Source organism: Pseudomonas parakoreensis (genome assembly GCF_021602155.1).
Lineage (GTDB): Bacteria > Pseudomonadota > Gammaproteobacteria > Pseudomonadales > Pseudomonadaceae > Aquipseudomonas > Aquipseudomonas parakoreensis.
The window spans coordinates 353,182-374,067 of the sequence record NZ_BQHY01000004.1 but is presented as its reverse complement, the minus strand read 5'-3'; the positions used below and the strand labels follow the sequence as shown (position 1 = coordinate 374,067).

The window sequence follows — 20,886 nt, the reverse complement described above, 5'->3', positions numbered from 1 at the left end:
GACACCTGAACACCTGTGGGAGCTGGCTTGCCAGCGAAGGCGTCGATAAGGTTTCAAGTCTGGCTGAAAGAATGAAAGTCGACTTCGACCGTTTGACCCTTCTGAATGTTCGAGCAAGCCTGTGCCACATAGCCGATGGCTCGAAGCAACTCTTCATCGTCGTCATCGCTTAGCACTTGTTTCAGATACTCACGAATTGCCGCGACATCAACGAGTAATGACGGCAACTCTAGGCTGGTGAGTTTGTAGCTCAACTTTCTGCTCCCTTCTGTTTTTGCGCCAATTTACTTGATCAAGCCATTGGCAACAGTCAGGCATAGCCTTTAGGGCAGGAGGGCGATTCTTTTTCGGCTGTGGGCAAAGTCCTGTGTTACGCAATCCACTGTAGGAGCGAGCCTGCTCGCGATGGCGGCCAAACGGCCGCCATATCTTACGACCGAATCACGCCTGCGCCGCCGCACTCACCACCGGCCGCCCAGGTTTGCGCAGGGGGTCCAGGCGTGAGCCTTGATAGCGGCTTTCGCGGTAGAAGCGCCAGCGGCCGAACAGGCCGTAGACGTGGGTGACGCGGCCCTGTTCTTGGTAGCCCATGCGGATGTGCAGCTTCAGCGCCGGGATGTTGCGGGTTTCGCAGACGTCGACGACTTTGTCGCAGCCTTGAACCGCCATGGCTTCCCAGAGGGCGACTTGTACGTCCATCAATCGAGTGCCGCGGCATGCCGTAAAAAATCCTTGTTCAAATCGGCATAGGACACCCGCGGCACCCCCGTCAGCCGCTGCTCCAGCACGCGGTTCAGGGATTCTCCGGGGTTGAGATAGGCATCGCCGAAATCGCTGTCGAGCTGATTGGGGTGGGCGACGATTTCCAGCACGCCGTCGCTCGGTGCGGGGGCGTTGCGCAGGTCCACTGGCGTGCATACGTAGTCCGCCGTCGCGCCGGCCAGGCTCTGCAAGCGCCAATTGAGCAGACCTTTGAACACGCGTTTTGGCAGACTGAGGTTCTGCCCCAGATTGCGCGCCAGGCGAATCGGCACACCTTGCTGAGCGGCAAACCGCGCGACGATTTCACCAATCGGCCAGATGTTGTGCACGTGTTGGTGCGAGTCGATGTGGCTTGGCCGTACGCCATGTTCGACGCAACGCTGCCACTGCGCCTGCAACTCTTCTCGTACTGCGTCGCGATCTTCGCGACTCAGCCACAGACTATGGCGTGGCAGGCTCAGATCGAACACGCCATGCCCATCGCAAAAGGTTCGGCTGCGCAGAATCGAAGCACTCAGCGGCCGGCCGTAAGTCAGATTGAAGTGCAATCCGACCCGACCTTGCAGCGATGCATGCCTGGCCATCGCACAGGCCGCCTCAAACGCCGGCATGTTGGCCATGGCCGTGGCCGAGCTGATGACCCCGGCCTGAAACGCGGCGAAGATCGTCGCGTTTTCGTTCGGGCTCAAACCGAAATCGTCAGCGTTGACTATGACTTGGCGAGGCATGATCGCCCTCCGTGGTGATGACGACAGGTGTCGGTGCCGGTCTGGCCGCACGTCGCGCGCGCCATTGCTGCACCGTCGGTTTCAAGCGATGCCAGAGGCGCAACCCCAGCCCCAGCAATATCCCGCTGGGGCGCCAGGAATAGAAACTCCAGCGCCAGTGCTCCAGTTGGCCGGTCATGCGCTCGTGTAACTGGTGGCTGGAGTTTTCCAGGCTGACCCGCGAGGCATCGATCCAGCGCCATTGCTCATCCAGCCCCCAGCGAATCCATTCCTCCAGCAACACCCGGCCGCTGCCCAGATCGGCGTATTGCGGCAGGAACGCGAGGTTGTAATCGTAGAGTCGACCCTGTTCCAGCAAGCCGAGGCGATAGCTGATGCAACGCCCGTTGAGTTCCAGCGTCACCACCCGCACCAGGCCCTGGCCGGCGAGGGCGGTGAAGGCGCGTTCGATCCATTGCCGACTGCGCTCGCTGGCGAAGATCCCCACGCCTTCGTCACCTTTCCAGCTCACTGCTTCGACTTCGCTGATCGCCCGCAACAGCGGACCCATGCTCAGCGCATCGGGGGTAATGCGCCGCACCAGGGCGCCACACGCGGCAATCCGTTTGCGCGCCCGGCGCAGTTTGTAGCGCGGGTCACCGGAGACCTCCTGGTGATCCGCTTCGCTGATCAGATGCACCGGCACCCGACAACTGAGACGGCGTTCGCCCGTGGAACTGTGGGCCATCCATGGGGTGAGAGTGCTTTCTTCACCCGCAGGCTCGGATAACTCGTTGAGTTGCAGCAGCGCGTGCGGCAGGTGTCGACGGATCAGGCGCAGGGCTTCGCGCATGTCATCGCCCTTGAGCAACGACAGCAGCGCCAGTCGGTCCGCCAGTGGATGGCCCAAGTGATGCAACACGCGAAACGGCACACCGGCAAAGCGCTCGCGGCCCGCCACCAGCGGCAGGCACAGGCGCAATTCGTCCGCTTCCCAACCGAGCAGGATGTGCAGGCTCTCGCCCGCGCTCAGTGCCTGCTCTGCCGCGCACAACCAGCCCAGGTGGTTGAACGGCGTGTGATCGGTCACCCGCAAGCGCAGCGCTTCATATGCGGCTGCCGGAAAGTCGGCGGCGCACAGTGAAGTGCGCCATTCGAATCGCGCCGTCATGGGCTCAGGCCGCCGTGGCTGTGACAGGTGGACGGGACGGTTTGCGCAGCGCATCCAGCCGCGAGCCGCTGTAGCGGGTTTCGCGATAGAAGCGCCAGCGACCAAACAGAGTGTAGATGTTCATGATCCGGCCCTGCTCGGTATAACCCATGCGCAGGTGCAGTTTCAGCGCCGGGATGTTGTGGAACTCGCAGACGTCCACCACCTTGTCGCAGCCTTGCTCGGCCATGGCATTCCACAGTGCCAGTTGCACGTCCACCGACAGCTCGGTGCCCCAGAAGGCGCGGGTCAACTCGCCGCCGAATTCGAAGAACTCGCCAGGCTTCACCGGGAACATGCAACCGTAGTAGTGCCGGTCGAAATAGTCCCGCTTGCTGCCCCAGATAAAACCTACGGCATCGCCTTGTTCGTCCAGATACATGAGCCCGGTATGACCTTCGTTGGCCAACTCGGCCATGGTCCCGACACGGTCGCCGAAGTAGCGCGCGAAGGCGCTGGCGTTGTCGGCAGTGATCGTCACTGCCCTCACCGGTGGATACGGCTTGAGGTTGTGCGGCGGCACCGGGCTGACCAGATCGCGTTCCATCCACAGCAGCTCCTGATGGGAAAACACGAAGTGCTTCCACGCCTTGGCGAGGGTGACGCGCAGGCCTTTTTGTTTAATCTGTTGGCTGACTTTTTGCGCAATGCTCATGGTTTTTGCTCCTGATGATATGCAACGCGTGGCGTGCGGGCCCGCGTGGCAGAACATGAATCGACGGTTCATGAAGGGGTCCAGCTGAGGGCGAACAAGGTCTGCCCCGGCAGCTCGAAACGTACGCGGCCGTCCTGGCAGAGAAACGGCGCGTCGCGGCTGCGGTTGTCCGCGCCGAAGTAATGCAATGCACCGTTACTCAGCGGGCACCGGGCGCCGTTCAATTCGATTTGCTGCAGTCGCGTGCCCTTGTTTACGCCGAGCAGGCCACGCTGGGCGTCGCCGGCCATCGCCAGCACATCGACTTCAAAGCCGTCGTTCTCAAGCCACAGCACCTGATGCAGCCAGTGCTGCGCGATGAACTGCTGGGCCAGCCCCACCGGTTTCAGCTCGAAACCCTCAGCGCCCAAGACCCGGATCATGCCTTTGGGGTATTCCGGTTCATCGGCGGCCTGAAACCAGTTGAGCATGCTCAGCAAACCGTCCTGCGAGGCGTTGATCACCACCGAGGTCCACCACAGCGCGGCGTAGCGGGTTTCCTGATCGTAGGGGCTGAGGCTGGAGCCGCTGGACAGGTTGGTCTGATCCAGCAGCAAAGCCTTGCGCGGTTGGCCGCGAGCGTCGAGGCCAACCAGTTCGGCAGCTCGGCGCACGCTGTCGCGGTAGACCCGGGTGGCGAGCAAGTCGCGGATCATCCATTCGTGCCAGGCCAGTGCGTCGATCTGCCCGGCGGACTCACCGAGCAAGCGCCGCGCCCAGTCGATGCCACGCTTGTCTGCCGCGTTATCGGCGAACGGCCCGTTGACCAGCCGCGAACTGGCCGGCATGGCGATGCGCACGCCGGCCCTGGCATTCGCTGGATCGCTGCGTACTTGCCTGGCCATGCTGGCGAAAATCGCCCGGTATTGCTCGAAGCTCGAATAGTTGAGGTTCGGCTCATCGGCAAAACCGATGTAGTGCGTGCCTTTGCCGCCCAAGGCGCGGGTGCTGGCCAGCCACGCGTCGAGCCCGCCATTGCTTTGCACATCGGCGCGCAGATCGGCCTGACGCTGGCTGCCGGCGAGCAGGGTAATGTCCTGACGGATGCCGAAGCGCTCCTGATAAACCTTGCGAAACGCGTCTTCGAAGTGCGGATTCTTCGCCGTGACATCGACAAAGCTGTAGTAACTGGCGGCGGTCGCTTTCAACGCATCCAGCACCGCATGGCTACTGGCGGGCGGCATCACATAGGGCAGGGCGATGCCCAGATCCGGCGTGCGTCCGAGGATTTTGTCGTGCAGGGTCAGGTGGATCTGGCCGGTCTCTTCGCGCACAGGTTTGAGTTGCTGCGGCGTCTGCGCAAATCGATTGGCCGTGCCGTCGAGCCAGAACGCCGCTTTGCCGCTGCCTTGCAGGCGCAGACGCCAGACCTGTTCGCGTTCGCTGACCGGCAACGCCAGTTGATCGAACTGCCAGTAGGCGCGATAGGGTTTGAGCGCCAGCGTCAGTGGCTGATCATCGCCCACGCGTTGCGCCTGCAGCGCGTTGACCCCGCCATGAAACTTGCCGGCCAGCACCGCCTGTTCCCCCGGCGCGACCTTGAAATACAACTCGTCGCCGTTCTGCGTCTGCGCGCTGAAATGCACCTTGGCCGGTTCGAACAGCGCCACCGTGTGCTCATCGTGTTCGACCCGATAATTGCGGAAGCTGTAGCCAGGGATTTCCAGGCGATAACTGGCAGCGCCGGGCAGCAACGGCCAGCTCTGGGTGCCGCGGGTTTCGCTGGCCTTGATCAAGCGTTCGCCCTGCAGTTTGCCCTGGCCGTCGAGCAGGTACAGATGCTCTTCGTTGGCGTCGGCCTGCCACGCCGGGGTCCAGCGCACGGTCACGCTGTCCGGGCGATCGGCTTGCAGATACAGGCTGCCGTCGCGGATCTCGCCCCAGCGCATCGACGCGGCAAAGGCGTCCAGCGACAGGCCGAGACCGAGCAGCAGGACCAGGCGGTTCATGCGGCCTTCCGGTGCAGCATCTGCCACATCGGCGCGATGTCACTGGGCAGGATGATCAGGGTTTGCCAGAACGCCACGCCGCTCAAACGGCAGTACAACACCAGCATCGCCACCGTCACCGCCAGATAGGCAATCGACGACGCCGCTGCTGCGCCGACGATGCCGTAGGCCGGAATCAACACCAGGTTCAGCGCCAGATTGAGCAGGGCGCCGAGGCCCATCAGCAGCGACACCGTACCGGGGCGGTTTTTTCCCAGCAGGTCCAGACGCAGGATGCTCGCGTAGCACAGCCCGAGCAGCCCCGGCAGCAAGGCGAGCAGCGCCGGATACGCCGGTTGGTAAGCGATGCCGAACAGGGTGACGATCAGCCAGTTGCCGATCACGGCCATGCTCAGGCACGCGCCGAGCATCACTGTGGCGGTCAGGCGCAGGGCCAGCGGGGTGACCTTGTCCATGCCTTCGTCCTGTTGCAGCAGGCGTTTCATCAGCGGCGTGGTCACCGCTTCCGGGACGATCAGCAGCAGTTCGGCGGCGGCGCTGGCCATGGCGTAATGCCCCAGTGCGGTGCTGCCGAGCAGGGCGCCGATGAACAGGTAGTCCGAGCGCAGAATCACCTGCTGGAACAGCAGGTCCGGATGGCTGCGCGCGCTGTAGCGCAGCAGTTCGTTCTGGCTGGCGCGATCCCATTGCAGGTGCAGCGGTTGCGCGCGTTTGAGCCATACCCAACCGGCCAGCACCACCAGGCTGATCCCGGCCAGCCAACTGATCAGCGCCGCTTCCAGTGCCGCGCTTTTCCACATCCAGAACAGCGCGAGAAACAGCAGCAGCGGCGCCAGCGATTCGGTCAGGCGCAAGGCGTTGAACGCGACCACGCCACCGGAGGCGTTGTGCAGGGTCAGCAGACCGCTTTTCAGCACGGTCAGCGGTACCGCCAGCAGTAACAGCCAGGCCAGCAGACCGAGCTGCACGGTGACATCCAGTTCACTGCCGAACTCACGCACCAGCGCCACCACCAACAAGGTCAACAGGCCGGCGAGCAAGCATCCGAACACCAGCACCTGACTCAGCAGCAGCCCCATCGGTCGTTGCTTGGCGGCCTGATAACCGACGGCTGAATTCAACCCGCCACTGGTGGCAGCGCTGATCAGATCGGGCAAGGTGCTGAGCAGCGCAAACAGCCCGCGCTCACTGGGGCCGAGGATCCGCGCCAGCAACACGTTGCGCAGCAAACGCAAGGCGATCATCGCCAGTTTGGTGCCCATGCTCAGCGCCAGATGCTTGAGGTAATGGCTGCGGCTCATGGCCGGTTTCCACGAAAGATGCGCCACGACAGCAGCTCGGGATTACGCGCGGTGCGTTGGCTGACGCCGAAACGTGGCAGGTTCAGTGGATCGCCTTCGCCGCGATAGATGCCGGTGCCGGTGCCCAGCGCGAACGGGTAATCGTGGGCAGCCATCTGCCTGCGCACACGGTCGTCGTTGTTGCCGTTGGGGTAGCAATACACCGGCAGTGGCCGGTTGCAGCCGTTGTTCAAGGCGTCGCGGCTGCGACGGATTTCTTCGCTCAGGCGCACATCGTCCAGTTCCGTGAGGATCGCGTGGCTGGCGCCGTGCGGGCCGAAACGCACCAGTCCCGAGGCTTCCAGCGCCCGCACCTGGTGCCAGTCCAGCGCTTGCGGCTGCGCTTCGGGCGGGCATTCGTCAGTCAGGCGTTCGAGCATCGCCGGTTCAAGGTCTTTGAGGCTTTGCAGGTAATGCAGCAGCGACAGGCTGCGACGGTCGACATCAATGTCATCGACCAGTACCGGCAGTGGGCGATGGATCATGTGCAGGTATTCGATCAAGTGCATGCGGGCCTTTTCGCCATGGCTGCCCCACAGGGTCTCGCCAAGGCTTTCCCACCAGAAGCGCTGGCGGCTGCCGATGAAGTCGGTGGAGAGAAAGATGCTCGCCGGCACCTGATGTTTTTGCAGCAGCGGGAACGCATTGACCGCGTTGTCGCGCCAGCCGTCGTCGAACGTCAGCGCCACCCGTGGACGGTCGCTGCGCAGTGAGGTGGGCGCAAGGATGTCCATCAGCGGCACGCAATCGAAGTGTCGGCGCAGCCACACCAGCAGGTGCTCGAAGGCTTTCGGTCCGACACACAGCTCATTGCGGTGCGGCAAGTCGGCAGCGCGGTCGTTGGCCAGCACCCGGTGCAACATCAGGATCACCCCGGCGCCGTGCAGCTGATTTCGTCCCACCGGGGAATTGAGGTAAAGCCAGCCACTGGTGCGTTTTATTAATTGTTTGATCGCCATGGCTTCGCTCCTTTCAACGGTTTTGTTCAGGATTCCACTGGGCGTAACGCTGGCCGCGCAGGAACTGCCACAGGCCGATGCTCATGCCTGCCAGCGTGACCAGCAGAAATGCCGCAAGGCGAAACGGTTTGGGTAACCGGTGTTGTGAATCCAGCAGTCCGGCAATCGCCAAGGCGTAACCGAACAGTTGGGCGATCAGGGCCAGTCGATAGAACCCGTGGTCCTCCCACAGCCAGAAATTGCTCAGTAGCAATGGCAACAGGAGGATCGGTGCCAGACGGCGGATCAGCTTGTGGCTGATCAGCGCAATCGAATACAAGCCATGTTTGAACGGGTTGAGCAGTTCACGGCGCTGGGCGAGGCTTTGCAGGCCACCGACGGTGACGCGTTGACGGCGGCGGAACTGTTTGTCCGCTTCGTCGACACCGTGGTCGATCACTTGCGCCTCGGGCACATAGACAATGCGCTTGAAGGCGACCGGCGCGCAGGTGCTGAGAAAGAAGTCGTCATTGACCTCCGCCGGTACGCTCTGGAACAGCTCGCGGCGCAGGGCGAGCAGGGCGCCGTCGGCCGAGACCATGCAACCGGTGCGATTCTCCACCCGGCGCAGCCAGCCCTCGTAATGTCGGTACAGACTGTCGCCGACGCTCAAGCCGCCACCGGTCACCGGAATCACCATGTGCCCGGCGCAGGCGCCGACATTCGGGTCACTGAGGGGCGCGAGCAGGTAGCCGAGGGTTTCCCGCGACCATTGGTTATCGGCATCGGTGAACACCAGGATATCGCCGGTCGCCAGCGCCGCCCCGGCGTTCAGCGTTGCCGCTTTGCCCTGGCGCGGCAGATCGAGGACGGTGATGCGCGAATCGACCACCTTGTGCGCACAGGCCACGGTGTCGTCGGTCGAGCCGTCGCTGGCGAGGATGATCTGCAGCGTGGCCGGCTGATAGTCCTGCGCCAGCAGCGTGCGCAATTTGTGCTCGATATGCCGCGCCTCGTTGTGCGCGGCGATCACGATGCTGATGCTCAGCGGCGGCGCCGGGCTGTGGCGCCAGGCCGGGAACAGCGGTGCCAGCACGGTCAGCAGCAAAGGGTAGCCAAGGTAGGCGTACACCGGCAGCAGCAGGCACAGCCAGAAAATGAATTCAGCCACGGGCAGGCCTCCTTGCGGTCCAATGACACAGACTGAGAATGAACGCGGCACCCGCCAGGTGCAGACGCACCCAGTGCAGGCCCCAGAGTTGCAGGGTCAGAACGACATTGTGGTGCCGAGCGCTCTGACGAATGCTCAGCACCAGTGCGGGCACCAGGGTCAGCATCACCATGATTGCAGCGTGATGCGGAAAGCCGTCGAGCAAGGCCGAGAGGGTCAGAAAGTCCAGTATCCACACGCCAAGCGAGAGCAGTGGAAAACGCAGCAGCCGCAGGCTGAACCCATGGGTGCGCAGCAGTTGCAAGTGACTGCCTTGCCGCCACATTTCCTTGCCCATCCACTCCCGCCAGTTCATTTCGTAGCCCCAGTGCAGGGCCACGCTGCTGTTCACCGACAGCAGCCGCGCGCCTTGTTCGTGCAGACGCAGGGTGAACTCTTTGTCTTCGCCGGTGCGCAGGTGTTCGTTGAAACCACCGACCTTGTCGAACCAGTGCCGGCGCATCAGCAGGTTGCAACTGGGCAGCCAATCCACCGTATGCGATGCCTGGCTCGGCGGGCGCAGCGTGCGGCGTTGCCAGGCGGTGGCGTACCACGGCGCGGCAGCGGGGGTGTGCAGGTCGAGGCCGAACACGTCGGCCTGACCCTCGGCTTGCAGCTCGAACAAGGGCTTGAGCCAGTCTTCGGGCATCTCGACGTCGGCATCGATAAACGCGATCCACTCGCCGCTTGCCAGCAGGGCACCGCGATTGCGCAGCGCACCGATCAACAGGCCCGGCAGCACCAGGACCTGCGCGCCGAATTGACGGGCGATGTGCGGGCCGTCGTCGTTCGAGCCGTTGTCGACCACGATCAACTCGCAGTCGACCTCGGCTGCATGTGCGGCTTTTTGCGCGGCCAGCAGCGTGCGGCCAATGTGCCGCGCCTCGTTGAACATCGGGATGATGATGCTGATCCGGCTCATGGTCTGGCCTCGGTCAGTGGCGCCTGTTCGGCTTTGAGGCGCAGGACGCTGGTCAGCGCGAGCATGATCCACACGTATTTCTGGTTCGGCGCGCTGAGGAACATCAGGAACAGGGTCAGCGACAGGAAGCTCACGCCGAGGTGGGTCATCAGGTCCGCCTGTTGCCAGTCGCGCCGCAGCATCCACGCGGCGCGTGCGCGAATCAGGTTGTACAGGCCCAGGCCGAGCATGCCGACGAACAGCAGGCCGGCAGGAATCCCCAGTTCACTGAAGATTTCCAGGTAGGTGTTGTGCGCACGGCGGTACAGGTCACCGATCTTGCGGTTGGCGGAAAACGCCTTGGCGTAGCCGGTGGTCGCGTAGTGCAGTGGGAAGGTGCCGGGGCCGGAACCGAGCAGCGGGTTCTCGCGGATCATCTGGCCGCCGACCACGATGTACGAGGCGCGGCGGCCGAGGGATTCGTCCTGTGCCTTGGAACCGGCGCTGAGAATACTCAGCGACTGAATGCGCGCGACGTAGCCGGCGGGCATCGCGTAGATCGCCAGCGGAATCACGATCGCCGCACCGAGCATGGCGAACCCCAGGTGCCGTGGACGGATCCGGGTGAGTTGCGCGCGGTAGTGCCAGCAGCCGATCAGCAGACTCAAGGCCACCACCACCAGCCCGGAGCGCGATTCGGTTTTGGTCATGCCACCGAGCAGCAGCAGGCAGCAAGCGCCCCAGAACAATCGGTGCAGCAGGTTGGGCCCACGAATCACCAGCAGCAGCGCCAACGGAATGGCGAAAGCGATCAGCAGGGCAAACGCGTTGGGGTCTTCCAGAAGACCGGCAGCGCGCCCCTGATCCTGGAATTTGACCGAAAACATCGCCATGGCGCAGGTCGTGCTGACGCTCAGGGTCACCAGTCGGGCGAACAGGTCGAGATTCAGTTCACGGCCAATCAACAGGGTAATGACAAACAAGATCAGCCCGACGCTCAGTTCGCGCAGGTGTCCCAGCGACATGCCCACGTCATCGGTGTTGAGCAGGCTGAGGAAATACAGGACCAGAAACCACAGCAGAAACCGCCAGATATTGCTGCGCAGGCGCTCGCCGGGAATCTGGTGCAGGGCCAGTTGCAGCATCACGATCACCGCCAGCGAGGCGCCGATCAGTTTGCTTCCGGACAGCGCACTGTCCTTGAAGAAACCTTCAAACGGCACCAGCGCGGCAATGCCCAGCAGGCCCCAGGTCGGCTTGCGGTACAACACCGTGAACCCCACCAGACCAATGACCGCACCCGGTGCGAGAAATGGATAAGGGCTGGCGAGCAAACCGATGCACACCAGACCGAGCAGCGTGACGATCGAGAGCGGGAAAATCATGCGCGTGCCTCCCGTGCCGTGCGGATGTATAGCTGCGACCAGCGTTCGGCCAGGGCCTTGAGGTCGTAGCGATCCTGTTGCGTACGCTTTGCGTTGTCACACAATTGCCGAGCCAGGTTCGGCTCGTTCAGCAGGTTATCGAGCTGGCGGGCGAGGTCGGCGCTGGCGGCGGGTGTCGCCAGCAAGCCGTTGTGCCGATGCTCGAGTACATCGGGAATGCCGCCGACCGCAAACGCCACCACCGGCACGCCGCTCTGCATCGCTTCGAGCAGAATCATCGGCGTGCCTTCGGTGCGCGAGCTGATCACCAGCGCATCCAGTTGCTGCCACCACGGCTGCATGGCGGTCTGGTAACCGGGCAGGCGAATTCGTTGCTGCAAACCTGCGGCGTCGATCCGCGCCAGCAGCGCCTCACGTTCCGGGCCGTCGCCGAGCATCACCGCGTCCAGTTGCGGATGCTGGTGACACAGCGGAATCAGGGCATCGAGAAACAGGTCCGGGCCTTTCTCGCTGCTCAAGCGCCCGACATAACCGGCCAGCCAGCGCTGACGGTCAACGTTGCTGACCCGCGCGGCGGCGGCGGGTAACCCGTTGGGGATCACCTGCAGCTTTTCAGCTTGCACGCTGGCCTGACGATGCAATACGGCGATGCTCTCGGCCACGCACACCACCCGATCCACCGAGGCGGTGCGGCACAACTGCAGACTCAGCCAGGTGTAGAACTTCTGCTTGCGACTGCGCGGGGTGAAGCCGTGTTGGGTGATGACCAGCGGCAAACGCAACAGCGTCGCGCCGACCCAGCCGAACAACAGCCCCTTGAAGTTGTGGGTGTTGATCAGCGGTCGTTCGCTGCGCCGGGCCCGCAGGTGGCGCAACAACTCACCCGGCCCGGCACAACCACGACAGTCCACCCCGGCCTCGCGAAAGCGCGCGATCAACGCTGGCGGTGCATCGAGAAACAGCACCTGGTGCTGCCCCGGTGTCGCCAGGCAGTGATCGAGCAACATGCGCTCGGCCCCATAGAAGCCGCCGCTGCTGAGCAAGTGAATGATCGGCAGCGCGGCGTTCGGGGTGGACAGCGTGTTCAATTGCGCACCCAGTGCACGAAGCTTGGCACGGTCCAGTTCTTGTGCGGATTGCTCGGCAGCACGTTTTCGTCGTTGATCACCAGCAACACGGGCAGGCCCAGTTCGTGGGTGATTTGCGCCGGGTGTTTGAACCGGTGATCGAAGAACTCACGCACATAGACCAGGGCAATCGCCAGCAGCAGACCGGTGAACAGCCCGAACGGGATGATCAGCAGCGGTTTGGGGAACGCCGGCTCGGTTGGCTCAAACGGCGGGCTGAGCACTTTGGCGTTCGACAGGTCATCGTTGAGCGAACCGGCGGTGCTGCTTTCGGCGAAGCGTTGCGCATAGGTCGAGAACGCCGTGTGCAGCGCGTCGATTTCCGTGTCCATCTGCCGCAGCTTGCTCTGGGTCTGTTGCAAGGTGTGGATGCGGTTCTTGAACTCGGCGATGCGCGCGGTTTTCTGATCGATCACCTGTTGCACCACGGCCAGGTCGTTGGTGCGTTCCTGAATACGGTTGCTCACCACTTTGAGGAACTGCTGGCGGGTGCGGGCGATCTGCTCGCGGGTCAGCAGCATCGGCTCGCTGCCGGGCTGGAACACCGCGAGGTCATTCATGTAGCGGCTGACTTGCGTGGTCAGTTGCTCGCCCAACTGTTTGATTTCCCGATCCTCGAACGCCACGTTATCGACGGTGGTGGTGAAGGTGAAGGGGAAGGTGTAGTCGTTGAGCTTGTTGCTGCTGGCGGCCGTCAGCGCAGTTTTCAGGTATTCGAGCCAGCGCTGGCTCTGCAACAGGCGATCCTGATATAGGTTCAGGGCTTGCTCTTCGGTGTTGATCGCGTTCAGGCGGAAGGTGATTTCTTCTTTCGGATCGGACGATGCAACACTCTCCAGCAGCGCTTGCCGATTACCTTCCAGTCCATCGAGGCGCACCTGATACAAGTGCTTCTTGGTTTCGTAGAAAGACTGCGGCAGGTCGATCGACTGCAGCGCCTGACGGCTGACCAGATAGTTCTGCAGCAGGGTCGCAACGAACGTGGTGCCCTGATGCGGATCCGGGAAACTGTAGATGATCGAGATCACGTTGGAGCCGGGCAGGGTCTCGATCTTCAGGCTGTCGATCGCATCTTGCGTCAAGCCATCGAGCACCGTGTCACGCACCGGATCGGTTTGCAGCCCGAGCATGTTGCGCAGCGGATTGATCACGTACTCACGCAGCGGCGAAGAGACGTAACGGCGGAACGGGTTGCTCACCAGTTTGGCGAATACGCCCACAGGCGGGTCGTACTCGCCCTTGTCGCGTAGCTCGCTGATGGTCTGGCGGATCAGCGCCGGGGACCGCAGGATGTTGCTTTCGGTTTCCATGTCCGCCAGCGACGGCGGAATGAAGGTGGCGTTATCGACCGTCAGTGACGTGGTGGCGTCACCCTGGGAAAGTTTTTTCGACTGCACGATCACCTGGGCGGTGATATCGAAGCTCTGCTTGAGCACCAGCGGCAGTACCAACGCGATGACTGCAAAGATCAGGAAGACCCGTTTCACCAGCTGCTTGTTGGCGAAGAAGATCCTGAAGAACTCATGCAGGTAGTTTTCCTTTGGATTCATGATCGGTCACCTGAGAGTCAGTTGTTGTTACTGCCTTTGTTGTCGACGCGGTAGCCGAAGCTGAAACCCACGCCCTGGAACAACACCACGTCGGCCAGTTGCCGGGCCAGATCGCCGGCACTCGCCAGTTTGGTTTTTGGCACGAACAGCATGTCGTCCGGTTGCAGATAGGCGATCTGCGACGCATCGCCCGACAGAGCTTTTTCCACGTCGTAGTGCACGGCCTGCACCTGATTGCCGTTGCGGCGCATGATCACCACCGAGTCCAGACGCGCCTTGACGTTGGTGCCGCGCGCCAGGGTCAGCGCTTCAAGCACCGATACCGGACGGCGGATCGGGTAGGAGCCCGGTTGGCCGACCTCGCCCAGCACGTAGATCTCGTTGCCAGCGGTGGACTTGAGCATCACATCGACGCTCATCCGCCCCGGCAATTGCGCGTACTTCTGGTTGAGGAAGGTTTCCAGTTGATTGATGGTCATGCCTTGCAGCGGCACCGCGCCGATTTCTGGAAAGCTCGCATAACCGTCATTGCCCACGGTGATCTCGCGGCTCATGCCGGTAGCGGGGTGATTCAGCGCGCTTTTCAGGTTCTGCTCATTGGTCAGCGGGCTGATGACCTGCACCGTCAGTTGATTGCGGTTGGGCTGGAACAGCTGTTTGCGCTGGTAGGCACGCTGGATTTCATCGCGCGCCTCATCGGCGGTCAGGCCGGCGATTTTCACCGAGGTGTTGGCGCCGGGCAGGTTGATGGTGCCGTCGGGCAGCACCAACTGGTTGCCATTGAGCTGGCTGGCGGCGGTGAAGTTCAGGCCGATCTGGTCACCTGACTGCACGCGATAGGCATCCGAGCCGCTGGTGCTGATGTGGAAGATCACATCCAGCACGTCTTGCGGGCGCAAGGTCTGCTCGATCTTCGGCATGTCGGTGGCCTGGGCGTTGGCCGGGGTGGCGGTGAGAATATTCACCGGCATGTGCTGGGTTTCGGAATTGCTCGAGCAGCCTGCAAGCGGCAGCATCAGCAGAACCAGTATCTTGGCGTTCATGGCGTCATCCCTCGCGTTTGCTTACAGGTTTTTGTAGAGCCACTTGGGCATGTAGTACTTGCGCCGGTTGAATACGCTGCCGACCACTTTTGCCCCGGCCTGAGTCAGGCGTTGCACGGCGGCCTGGGCGACTTCCCAGCGGGTGTCTTCGGCGCGCACCACGAACACCACGCCATCGACCTGAGTGGCGAGCACCAGCGTGTCGGCGGCGGAATACACCGCGTCACCGTCGATCACCACGAAGCGATACTGCGTGCCCAAGCGGTCGAGCAGCGGGCTCAGGCGCTCGGCGGTCAAGTGCTCCAGGGTGCGGATCGGCCGGCCGTTGGGCAGCACGTGGAACGGCAGGCTGGAAACCTGCACCACGCAATCCTGCAACAGCGGCGGGTTGTCCGGGTTGAACAGCAGGTCGCGCAGGCCGCGCTCCTTGCCCAGGTTCAATTGCTGCGTGAGGCTGCCCGCCGACTGGCTGGCGTCGACCAGCAGCACTTGGCCGCTGCTCATCTGCGCCAGTTGGCTGGCCAGCGCCAACGCGCTGGTGGTGGTACCGGCGCCGGGGTTGGCGGCGGTCAGGAACAGGATCCGCAGATCCAGATCCAGCACGGTCGAAATCAGGTTCGATTCGCTGGGGTTGGCAATGCTCAGGCTTTTGTTGGTTGAACCGTCCATTAGCTTGCTCCGTGGCCGCTGAATACTTTGAAAGGGGTTTTCAACAAGATCTTCAGATCAAGCAAAAGGCTTTGCTCGGCGATGTAGCTGAGGTCCAACTCAACGCGCTGGTCGAAGTCGATGTTGCTGCGTCCGGAGATCTGCCACAGGCCGGTCATGCCGGGGTAGATGCTCAGGCGCGCGAGGTGATTGTCCTTGTAGCGGTAGGCGTTGAACGAGGTCGGCCGCGGGCCGACCAGGCGCATGTCACCGCTCACCACGTTGAACAGGTTGGGCAGTTCATCGAGGCTGGTGCGCCGCAGGAAACCGCCGATACCGGTGATGCGTGGGTCCTTGTCGATCTTGAAATCGATGGCGTCGACCCCGTGCTTGTTGAGGTGACGCAGCGATTCCTTCAGCTCTTCGGCGTTGCAGACCATGGTGCGGAACTTGTACATGCCGAAGGTGCGGCCGCGATAACCGGTGCGTTTCTGCACGAACATCACCGGCCCCGGGCTGGTGAATTTGATGGCCAGCGCCAGGCCCAGCAGCAGCGGCGAAAACACCACCAGCAGCACCAGCGCACCGAAGCAGGCCAACACCCGGTTGGTGCGGGACAGCGTCCATGGCCGGCCACCGTCACGGCCGGTCAGCCAGCCACGGCCCTGCCTGTGGATGGCGGAATCGAGGCGCATTCGGTGCTCGGGATCCATGCGCTTGTCGCGGCGCATCTGGTTGATCGGTACACCTTGTTCATGTCCAGTCATGGGGTCCTCCGCTGATGTTCAGCCGCGAGCGGCGCGTGGGCGATAGGCAGTGGGGTAGTAGTCGCGAAACCAGGCGATGAAACGCCCCAGTCCTTCATCCAGCTCGATCCGGGGCTGGAACCCGGTGGCCTGGGCCAGATCATCGGTCTCGGCACAGGTGTTGAGCACATCGCCCGGTTGCAGGGGCAAGAGCTCGACAATGGCTTTCTGGCCGAGGTGTTTTTCCATCAGCGCCAGGTAGGTTTTCAGCTCCACCGGGTGGTGGCCGCCGATGTTGAACAGGCACCACGGGGCCATGCTGCTGCCGGCGTCGGGGTGCTCGCGATCCCACTCCGGGTGGCTGTGTGGCGGATGGTCGGTGAGGCGCGCGATGCTTTCGACGATGTCGTCTATGTAGGTGAAGTCGCGCTGGTGCTCGCCGTAGTTGAACAGTTTCAGCGGCGTGCCTTCGGTGATCGCCCGGGCAAACTGGATGGGCGACATGTCAGGCCGCCCCCAAGGGCCATACACCGTGAAAAAGCGCAGGCCGGTGCTGGGAATGCCAAACAGGTGGCTGTAACTGTGGGCCATCAGCTCATTGGCTTTTTTAGTGGCGGCGTACAGCGACAGCGGGTGATTGACACCGTCGTGCACCGAATACGGCGTGTGCTGGTTGGCGCCATACACCGAGCTCGACGAGGCGTAAATCAAGTGCTCCACCGGATGGTGGCGGCAGCCTTCGAGAATGTTCAGGAAGCCGCAGAGATTGCTGTCCAGATAGGCTTTCGGATTTTCCAGCGAGTAGCGCACCCCGGCCTGCGCCGCGAGGTGGATCACCACCTGCGGTTGCTCGCGGACAAACAGCGCTTCGATCGCGGCGGCATCGGCCAGATCAATGCGCGCCAGCGAGAAGTGCCCGACCTGATCACGCACCCATTGCACGCGATCGTGTTTGAGCTGCGGATCGTAGTAGCCGTTGAAATTATCCAGGCCGACCACCGCATGTCCGTCGCGCATCAGCCGCAACACGCAATGGGCACCAATGAAGCCGGCTGCACCAGTGACCAGGATTTTCATGGGCGCAGTCCTTCGGGTGCGATGTGGCGCAGGCCGATGCCGCTGTAATGCAAACCGGCGGCGGCCACGTGTTCCGGGTTGTAGAGGTTGCGACCGTCGACAATCACTTTGGAGCGCAACTTGCTCGCCAGCAGCTCGAAATCCACCACGCGGAAATTCTTCCATTCGGTGCAGATCACCAGCGCATCGGCATCTTCCAGGGTGTCGTCGCGGGTGGCGCACAAGTGCAGATCGTCGCGATAGCCGTACAGGCGCCGGCATTCGGACATGGCCTCCGGATCGTAGGCCTGCACGCTCGCGCCTTCGGCCCACAGCGCGTCCATCAGGTAGCGGCTGGGGGCTTCGCGCATGTCATCGGTATTGGGTTTGAACGCCAGGCCCCAGATCGCGATCGACTTGCCGGCCAGGCCTTGCGGAAACTGCGCCTTGAGTTTGCTGAAAAGAATGTGCCGCTGGCTGTCGTTGACATCAGTGACGCTGCGCAGCAGTTTCAGCGGCATGCCGTTGTGTTCGGCGGTGTGCAGCAGGGCGCGCAGATCCTTGGGAAAGCATGAACCGCCGAAGCCGCAACCGGGATAGATGAAGTGGTAGCCGATGCGCGGATCGGAGCCGATGCCTTTGCGCACCGCTTCGATGTCGGCGCCCAGCAATTCAGTGAGATTGGCCAGCTCGTTCATGAAGCTGATACGCGTAGCGAGCATCGCGTTGGCCGCGTACTTGGTCAGCTCGGCGCTGCGGTTGTCCATGAACATCAGTTTTTCGTGGTTGCGGCAGAACGGCGCGTACAGCTCGCTCATCTGTTCGCGGGCCGCGTCATCGCGGGTGCCAATGATGATCCGGTCCGGGCGCATGCAATCGGCGAGGGCGCTGCCTTCCTTGAGGAATTCGGGGTTGGACACCACCCGCACCTGGAGGCTGCTGCGGCCGCGGCGCTGCAATTCTTCGCAGGCCTTGGCGGCGACCTGATCCGCCGTGCCGACCGGCACCGTGGACTTGATGATCAGGGTGCGATCGGCCTCCATGTGCGAGGCGATCTGCCGGGCGACGTTGAGCACATGGGTCAGGTCGGCGGATCCGTCCTCATCGGCGGGGGTGCCCACGGCGATGAAGATCAACTCGGCATGCTCCACTGCGTCGCTGGCCTGGGTGCTGAACAGCAGACGGCCAGCCTTGATGTTTTCTTCCAGTGCAGCGGATAAGCCCGGTTCGCTAATAGGCGGCACGGCTTGTTGCAGTTGTTTAATCTTGTTCGGGTCAATATCGACACATAAAACCCGATGTCCCACATCGGCAAGTGCGGCGGCTTGAATTAATCCGACATAGCCGGTGCCAAATACGCTCACGTCCATCTGCGCACCCTCGATAGAGCGAAAAGAAGAAGTTCGGAAGAAGACTGTAAAAGGGGTATAGCGCAGGGTTTGGAAAGCGTGTCAGCAAAATGACATGTTGCACCTGTATAACACTTGAGCGCTTTTTGGCGATTGGCCATCAAGTCATTGCTGCGATTGGATTTGTTGATTTTTTGCAGATTTGTTCAGATTCAAAATAAGCGATAAACGGTTGTAAGTCTTTAATTTAAAGGCTTCTAGCGTTTCGTGTGTGTCAGATTTGAGTCACCGGTTTTTTGACGCTTTGTGAAAAAAACAGTCAATTCTTGCGCTTTGATGGCCGGGTGCTAGTGTCAGGTTCTGACCGACAAACCTTTGACTCCCTGCCGTTTTGCGCGAGCGGTATCGCCATGTTCAGATATGCCAAAGAATTACTTTTATTTATTTACTTGCTGCTTTACTCCGAATATTACATTGATCGGTTAAATGCTATCGGCGCAGGTTTTGCTGTACTTCTTTTTGGCGCGATGTTTTTGGCGCTTACTTTGGCGTTATATCTAACGGCGTATATTCGTCAAGCTCTCATTCGCCACTTGTTCGCAATAACACTGTTTGTCTCGGCAGTGTTTTTCGATGTTTATACCCGGGTCACCGCGGATTACCTGAGCTACAGCAGCTTTGTCTCGCTGGTTTACTCTGGCGGCTTCATTCAGGAAGCCGCTTACCAGTATCGCGACGCGATCATTCATGGCGTGCTCAGCGGCCTGCTGTTGCTGTTCGGCATCGGGCTCAAACCGCGGCATGCGCTGGCAGTGCCCAATGCATTGCGAGTGGCGGCGCCGGTGTGTGGTGTGCTGCTGTTGAGCGCGGTGTTGTTCCTGCGGGCGGGCGAGGGGGCGCGGGGCTTGCCGATCATGTACACGCCGCTGGCCTATCTGAACCTGTTCACCTATGAAGCGCTGCACAACACGGTCGGTCCGCGTGAGCCCGTGACGCTGGCGCGCAGCGCTGCGACGGTCAATCACGACATCGTGCTGATTATCGACGAAAGCATCTCCGGCAATTACCTGGACATCAACGCGCCGTTCGGGGTGCACAGCAACCTCAAGCAGGCGCATCCGGGGGTCGAGATTTTCAACTACGGCTACGCCGCGTCCATTGCCAACTGCAGCGCCGATACCAACGTTACGTTGCGTTACGGCGGTACGCGTGCCGACTACATACGGATCAACAGCACGCTGCCGTCGATCTGGCAGTACGCGAAAAAGGCCGGGTTGCGCACGGTCTACATCGACGCCCAGCGCACCGCCGGCAATCTGCAGAACCTGATGACCGACACCGAGAAAAAGGACATCGACGAGTTCGTGCAGTTTGACCAGACCAGCGTGCGAGACCGCGACATGGCTGCCGCCGCGAAGCTGATCGAGTTGCTCAACGACGATCAGCCGGAGCTGGTGGTGATCAATAAAGTCGGCGCGCATTTCCCGGTGCACGACAAGTACCCCGACGCCTTCATGGCCTACCGTCCGACCCTGCCGCGCGGGCAGTTCACCGAAGTCGCCGATACCGGCAAACGCGACGGTTTCAACGGCCAGCCGGACGATTGGCTGCTGTACCGCAACGCCTACAAGAACACGGTGTTATGGAACGTGGGCGAGTTTTTCGCCCGGGTATTTGCCCAGGCCAGGCTGAACAATGCGCTGCTGATCTACACCTCCGATCACGGCCAGGACCTGCATGAGCGCGGCAATCCCGGGCTCAATACCCACTGCGGTGGTGATCCGGTGGAGGAGGAGGGGTTGGTGCCGCTGGTGGTGATTCAGGGCGATCAACTGCACGGCCCGGATTGGGCGCAGTCATTGCCGGTGAACAAGGACCGTTCCAGTCACTACAACATTTTCCCGACGCTGCTGCAGCTGATGGGTTACGACCTGGCGGGCATCGAGGCGGTATATGGCAAACCGCTGACGCTGCCGACGGCGGACGATTTCACCTTCAACTACCGCTTCAATGCGCGGCTGGGGGCCAGGCCTGAGTGGAAGCACATTGATCTGAACACCATTGTCACGCCGGGGGAGGCGGCGACCAGTGTGGCGACCGGGGATTGAGCGTTGTGTCGGGTTCACTGGCCTCATCGCTGGCAAGCCAGCTCCCACAGTGTTTCAGGGTGAACCTGGTGTTTGTGGACAACCCCAATCCCTGTGGGGGCTGGCTTGCCAGCGATGGGGCCAGTGCAAACACCACTGATTTGATCAGCCCGCAATCCGCTAT

General features: G+C 61.9%; 18 protein-coding genes and 1 pseudogene. 1 reads left to right on the top strand and 18 read right to left on the bottom strand.

All coding sequences use genetic code 11. From position 1 onward, the window contains the following. Positions 1–53: 53 nt before the first annotated feature. The 18 genes and pseudogenes from L6D63_RS08540 to L6D63_RS08455 all read right to left on the bottom strand — a co-directional run bounded on the left by L6D63_RS08540 (position 54) and on the right by L6D63_RS08455 (position 18,636). Complete coding sequence (locus L6D63_RS08540) at positions 54–254, bottom strand: helix-turn-helix domain-containing protein (RefSeq protein ID WP_047293342.1); 201 nt, start codon at positions 252–254, stop codon at positions 54–56. Between the two features lie 187 nt (positions 255–441). Further along, positions 442–699 (bottom strand): annotated as a pseudogene (locus tag L6D63_RS08535) (N-acetyltransferase); the annotation flags it as partial. Beyond that, positions 699–1,490 carry a ChbG/HpnK family deacetylase gene (locus L6D63_RS08530; protein WP_236170303.1) on the bottom strand — a complete coding sequence of 264 codons (792 nt, stop codon included), beginning with the start codon at positions 1,488–1,490 and terminating at the stop codon, positions 699–701. The pseudogene L6D63_RS08535 and the gene L6D63_RS08530, both read right to left, overlap by 1 nt. Further along, positions 1,462–2,640 (bottom strand): GNAT family N-acetyltransferase, encoded by a 1,179-nt coding sequence (locus tag L6D63_RS08525; protein WP_131671234.1) that lies wholly within the window; start codon positions 2,638–2,640, stop codon positions 1,462–1,464. The genes L6D63_RS08530 and L6D63_RS08525 overlap by 29 nt, the downstream gene beginning before the upstream one ends. A gap of 4 nt (positions 2,641–2,644) precedes the next feature. Continuing rightward, a complete protein-coding gene (locus tag L6D63_RS08520; protein WP_047293345.1) occupies positions 2,645–3,334 on the bottom strand; it encodes a GNAT family N-acetyltransferase in 690 nt (229 codons plus the stop codon). 68 nt (positions 3,335–3,402) lie between these two features. Beyond that, the gene (locus L6D63_RS08515; RefSeq protein ID WP_131671235.1) at positions 3,403–5,322 is read right to left on the bottom strand and encodes a hypothetical protein; all 1,920 of its coding nucleotides are present in this window, start codon (positions 5,320–5,322) and stop codon (positions 3,403–3,405) included. Next, positions 5,319–6,623: a lipopolysaccharide biosynthesis protein gene (locus tag L6D63_RS08510; protein ID WP_047293348.1), complete on the bottom strand. Its 1,305-nt coding sequence runs from the start codon at positions 6,621–6,623 to the stop codon at positions 5,319–5,321. Before L6D63_RS08510 ends, L6D63_RS08515 begins: the two co-directional genes overlap by 4 nt. Then, complete coding sequence (locus L6D63_RS08505; protein WP_131671236.1) at positions 6,620–7,621, bottom strand: polysaccharide deacetylase family protein; 1,002 nt, start codon at positions 7,619–7,621, stop codon at positions 6,620–6,622. The genes L6D63_RS08510 and L6D63_RS08505 overlap by 4 nt, the downstream gene beginning before the upstream one ends. A 13-nt stretch (positions 7,622–7,634) precedes the next feature. Beyond that, entirely contained in the window at positions 7,635–8,771 is a 1,137-nt protein-coding gene (locus tag L6D63_RS08500; RefSeq protein ID WP_131671237.1) for a glycosyltransferase family 2 protein, read from the bottom strand. Next, positions 8,764–9,732: a glycosyltransferase gene (locus tag L6D63_RS08495; RefSeq protein ID WP_131671238.1), complete on the bottom strand. Its 969-nt coding sequence runs from the start codon at positions 9,730–9,732 to the stop codon at positions 8,764–8,766. The genes L6D63_RS08500 and L6D63_RS08495 overlap by 8 nt, the downstream gene beginning before the upstream one ends. Further along, entirely contained in the window at positions 9,729–11,096 is a 1,368-nt protein-coding gene (locus L6D63_RS08490) for an O-antigen ligase family protein (RefSeq protein ID WP_131671239.1), read from the bottom strand. The genes L6D63_RS08495 and L6D63_RS08490 overlap by 4 nt, the downstream gene beginning before the upstream one ends. After that, positions 11,093–12,184, bottom strand: a complete 1,092-nt coding sequence (locus tag L6D63_RS08485; protein ID WP_121186184.1) for a glycosyltransferase family 4 protein — start codon at positions 12,182–12,184, stop codon at positions 11,093–11,095. Before L6D63_RS08485 ends, L6D63_RS08490 begins: the two co-directional genes overlap by 4 nt. Next, positions 12,181–13,773 carry a GumC family protein gene (locus tag L6D63_RS08480; protein WP_131671240.1) on the bottom strand — a complete coding sequence of 531 codons (1,593 nt, stop codon included), beginning with the start codon at positions 13,771–13,773 and terminating at the stop codon, positions 12,181–12,183. The genes L6D63_RS08485 and L6D63_RS08480 overlap by 4 nt, the downstream gene beginning before the upstream one ends. Before the next feature lie 17 nt (positions 13,774–13,790). Next, a complete protein-coding gene (locus L6D63_RS08475) occupies positions 13,791–14,816 on the bottom strand; it encodes a polysaccharide biosynthesis/export family protein (protein ID WP_047293356.1) in 1,026 nt (341 codons plus the stop codon). 21 nt (positions 14,817–14,837) lie between these two features. Then, positions 14,838–15,485, bottom strand: coding sequence for a CpsD/CapB family tyrosine-protein kinase (locus L6D63_RS08470; protein ID WP_041066276.1), 648 nt, complete (start codon positions 15,483–15,485; stop codon positions 14,838–14,840). Continuing rightward, a complete protein-coding gene (locus tag L6D63_RS08465; protein ID WP_047293357.1) occupies positions 15,485–16,231 on the bottom strand; it encodes a sugar transferase in 747 nt (248 codons plus the stop codon). Before L6D63_RS08465 ends, L6D63_RS08470 begins: the two co-directional genes overlap by 1 nt. 18 nt (positions 16,232–16,249) lie before the next feature. Then, positions 16,250–17,287, bottom strand: coding sequence for an NAD-dependent epimerase (locus L6D63_RS08460; RefSeq protein WP_047293358.1), 1,038 nt, complete (start codon positions 17,285–17,287; stop codon positions 16,250–16,252). Beyond that, the gene (locus tag L6D63_RS08455) at positions 17,284–18,636 is read right to left on the bottom strand and encodes a UDP-glucose dehydrogenase family protein (protein ID WP_121186180.1); all 1,353 of its coding nucleotides are present in this window, start codon (positions 18,634–18,636) and stop codon (positions 17,284–17,286) included. Before L6D63_RS08455 ends, L6D63_RS08460 begins: the two co-directional genes overlap by 4 nt. Positions 18,637–19,025: 389 nt before the next feature. On the opposite strand from L6D63_RS08455, the gene L6D63_RS08450 reads away from it, so the two are divergent. Further along, entirely contained in the window at positions 19,026–20,723 is a 1,698-nt protein-coding gene (locus L6D63_RS08450) for a sulfatase-like hydrolase/transferase (RefSeq protein WP_131671241.1), read from the top strand. The last annotated feature ends 163 nt before the right edge of the window (positions 20,724–20,886 follow it).

Bases quoted from the DNA above. Each gene is read 5' to 3' on its own strand.
- L6D63_RS08480 (WP_131671240.1), bottom strand. From the start codon at position 13,773: ATGAATCCAAAGGAAAACTACCTGCATGAGTTCTTCAGGATCTTCTTC.
- L6D63_RS08495 (WP_131671238.1), bottom strand. From the start codon at position 9,732: ATGAGCCGGATCAGCATCATCATCCCGATGTTCAACGAGGCGCGGCAC.
- L6D63_RS08475 (WP_047293356.1), bottom strand. From the start codon at position 14,816: ATGAACGCCAAGATACTGGTTCTGCTGATGCTGCCGCTTGCAGGCTGC.
- L6D63_RS08455 (WP_121186180.1), bottom strand. From the start codon at position 18,636: ATGGACGTGAGCGTATTTGGCACCGGCTATGTCGGATTAATTCAAGCC.
- L6D63_RS08505 (WP_131671236.1), bottom strand. From the start codon at position 7,621: ATGGCGATCAAACAATTAATAAAACGCACCAGTGGCTGGCTTTACCTC.
- L6D63_RS08490 (WP_131671239.1), bottom strand. From the start codon at position 11,096: ATGATTTTCCCGCTCTCGATCGTCACGCTGCTCGGTCTGGTGTGCATC.
- L6D63_RS08470 (WP_041066276.1), bottom strand. From the start codon at position 15,485: ATGGACGGTTCAACCAACAAAAGCCTGAGCATTGCCAACCCCAGCGAA.
- L6D63_RS08510 (WP_047293348.1), bottom strand. From the start codon at position 6,623: ATGAGCCGCAGCCATTACCTCAAGCATCTGGCGCTGAGCATGGGCACC.
- L6D63_RS08515 (WP_131671235.1), bottom strand. From the start codon at position 5,322: ATGAACCGCCTGGTCCTGCTGCTCGGTCTCGGCCTGTCGCTGGACGCC.
- L6D63_RS08450 (WP_131671241.1), top strand. From the start codon at position 19,026: ATGTTCAGATATGCCAAAGAATTACTTTTATTTATTTACTTGCTGCTT.
- L6D63_RS08520 (WP_047293345.1), bottom strand. From the start codon at position 3,334: ATGAGCATTGCGCAAAAAGTCAGCCAACAGATTAAACAAAAAGGCCTG.
- L6D63_RS08525 (WP_131671234.1), bottom strand. From the start codon at position 2,640: ATGACGGCGCGATTCGAATGGCGCACTTCACTGTGCGCCGCCGACTTT.
- L6D63_RS08460 (WP_047293358.1), bottom strand. From the start codon at position 17,287: ATGAAAATCCTGGTCACTGGTGCAGCCGGCTTCATTGGTGCCCATTGC.
- L6D63_RS08530 (WP_236170303.1), bottom strand. From the start codon at position 1,490: ATGCCTCGCCAAGTCATAGTCAACGCTGACGATTTCGGTTTGAGCCCG.
- L6D63_RS08465 (WP_047293357.1), bottom strand. From the start codon at position 16,231: ATGACTGGACATGAACAAGGTGTACCGATCAACCAGATGCGCCGCGAC.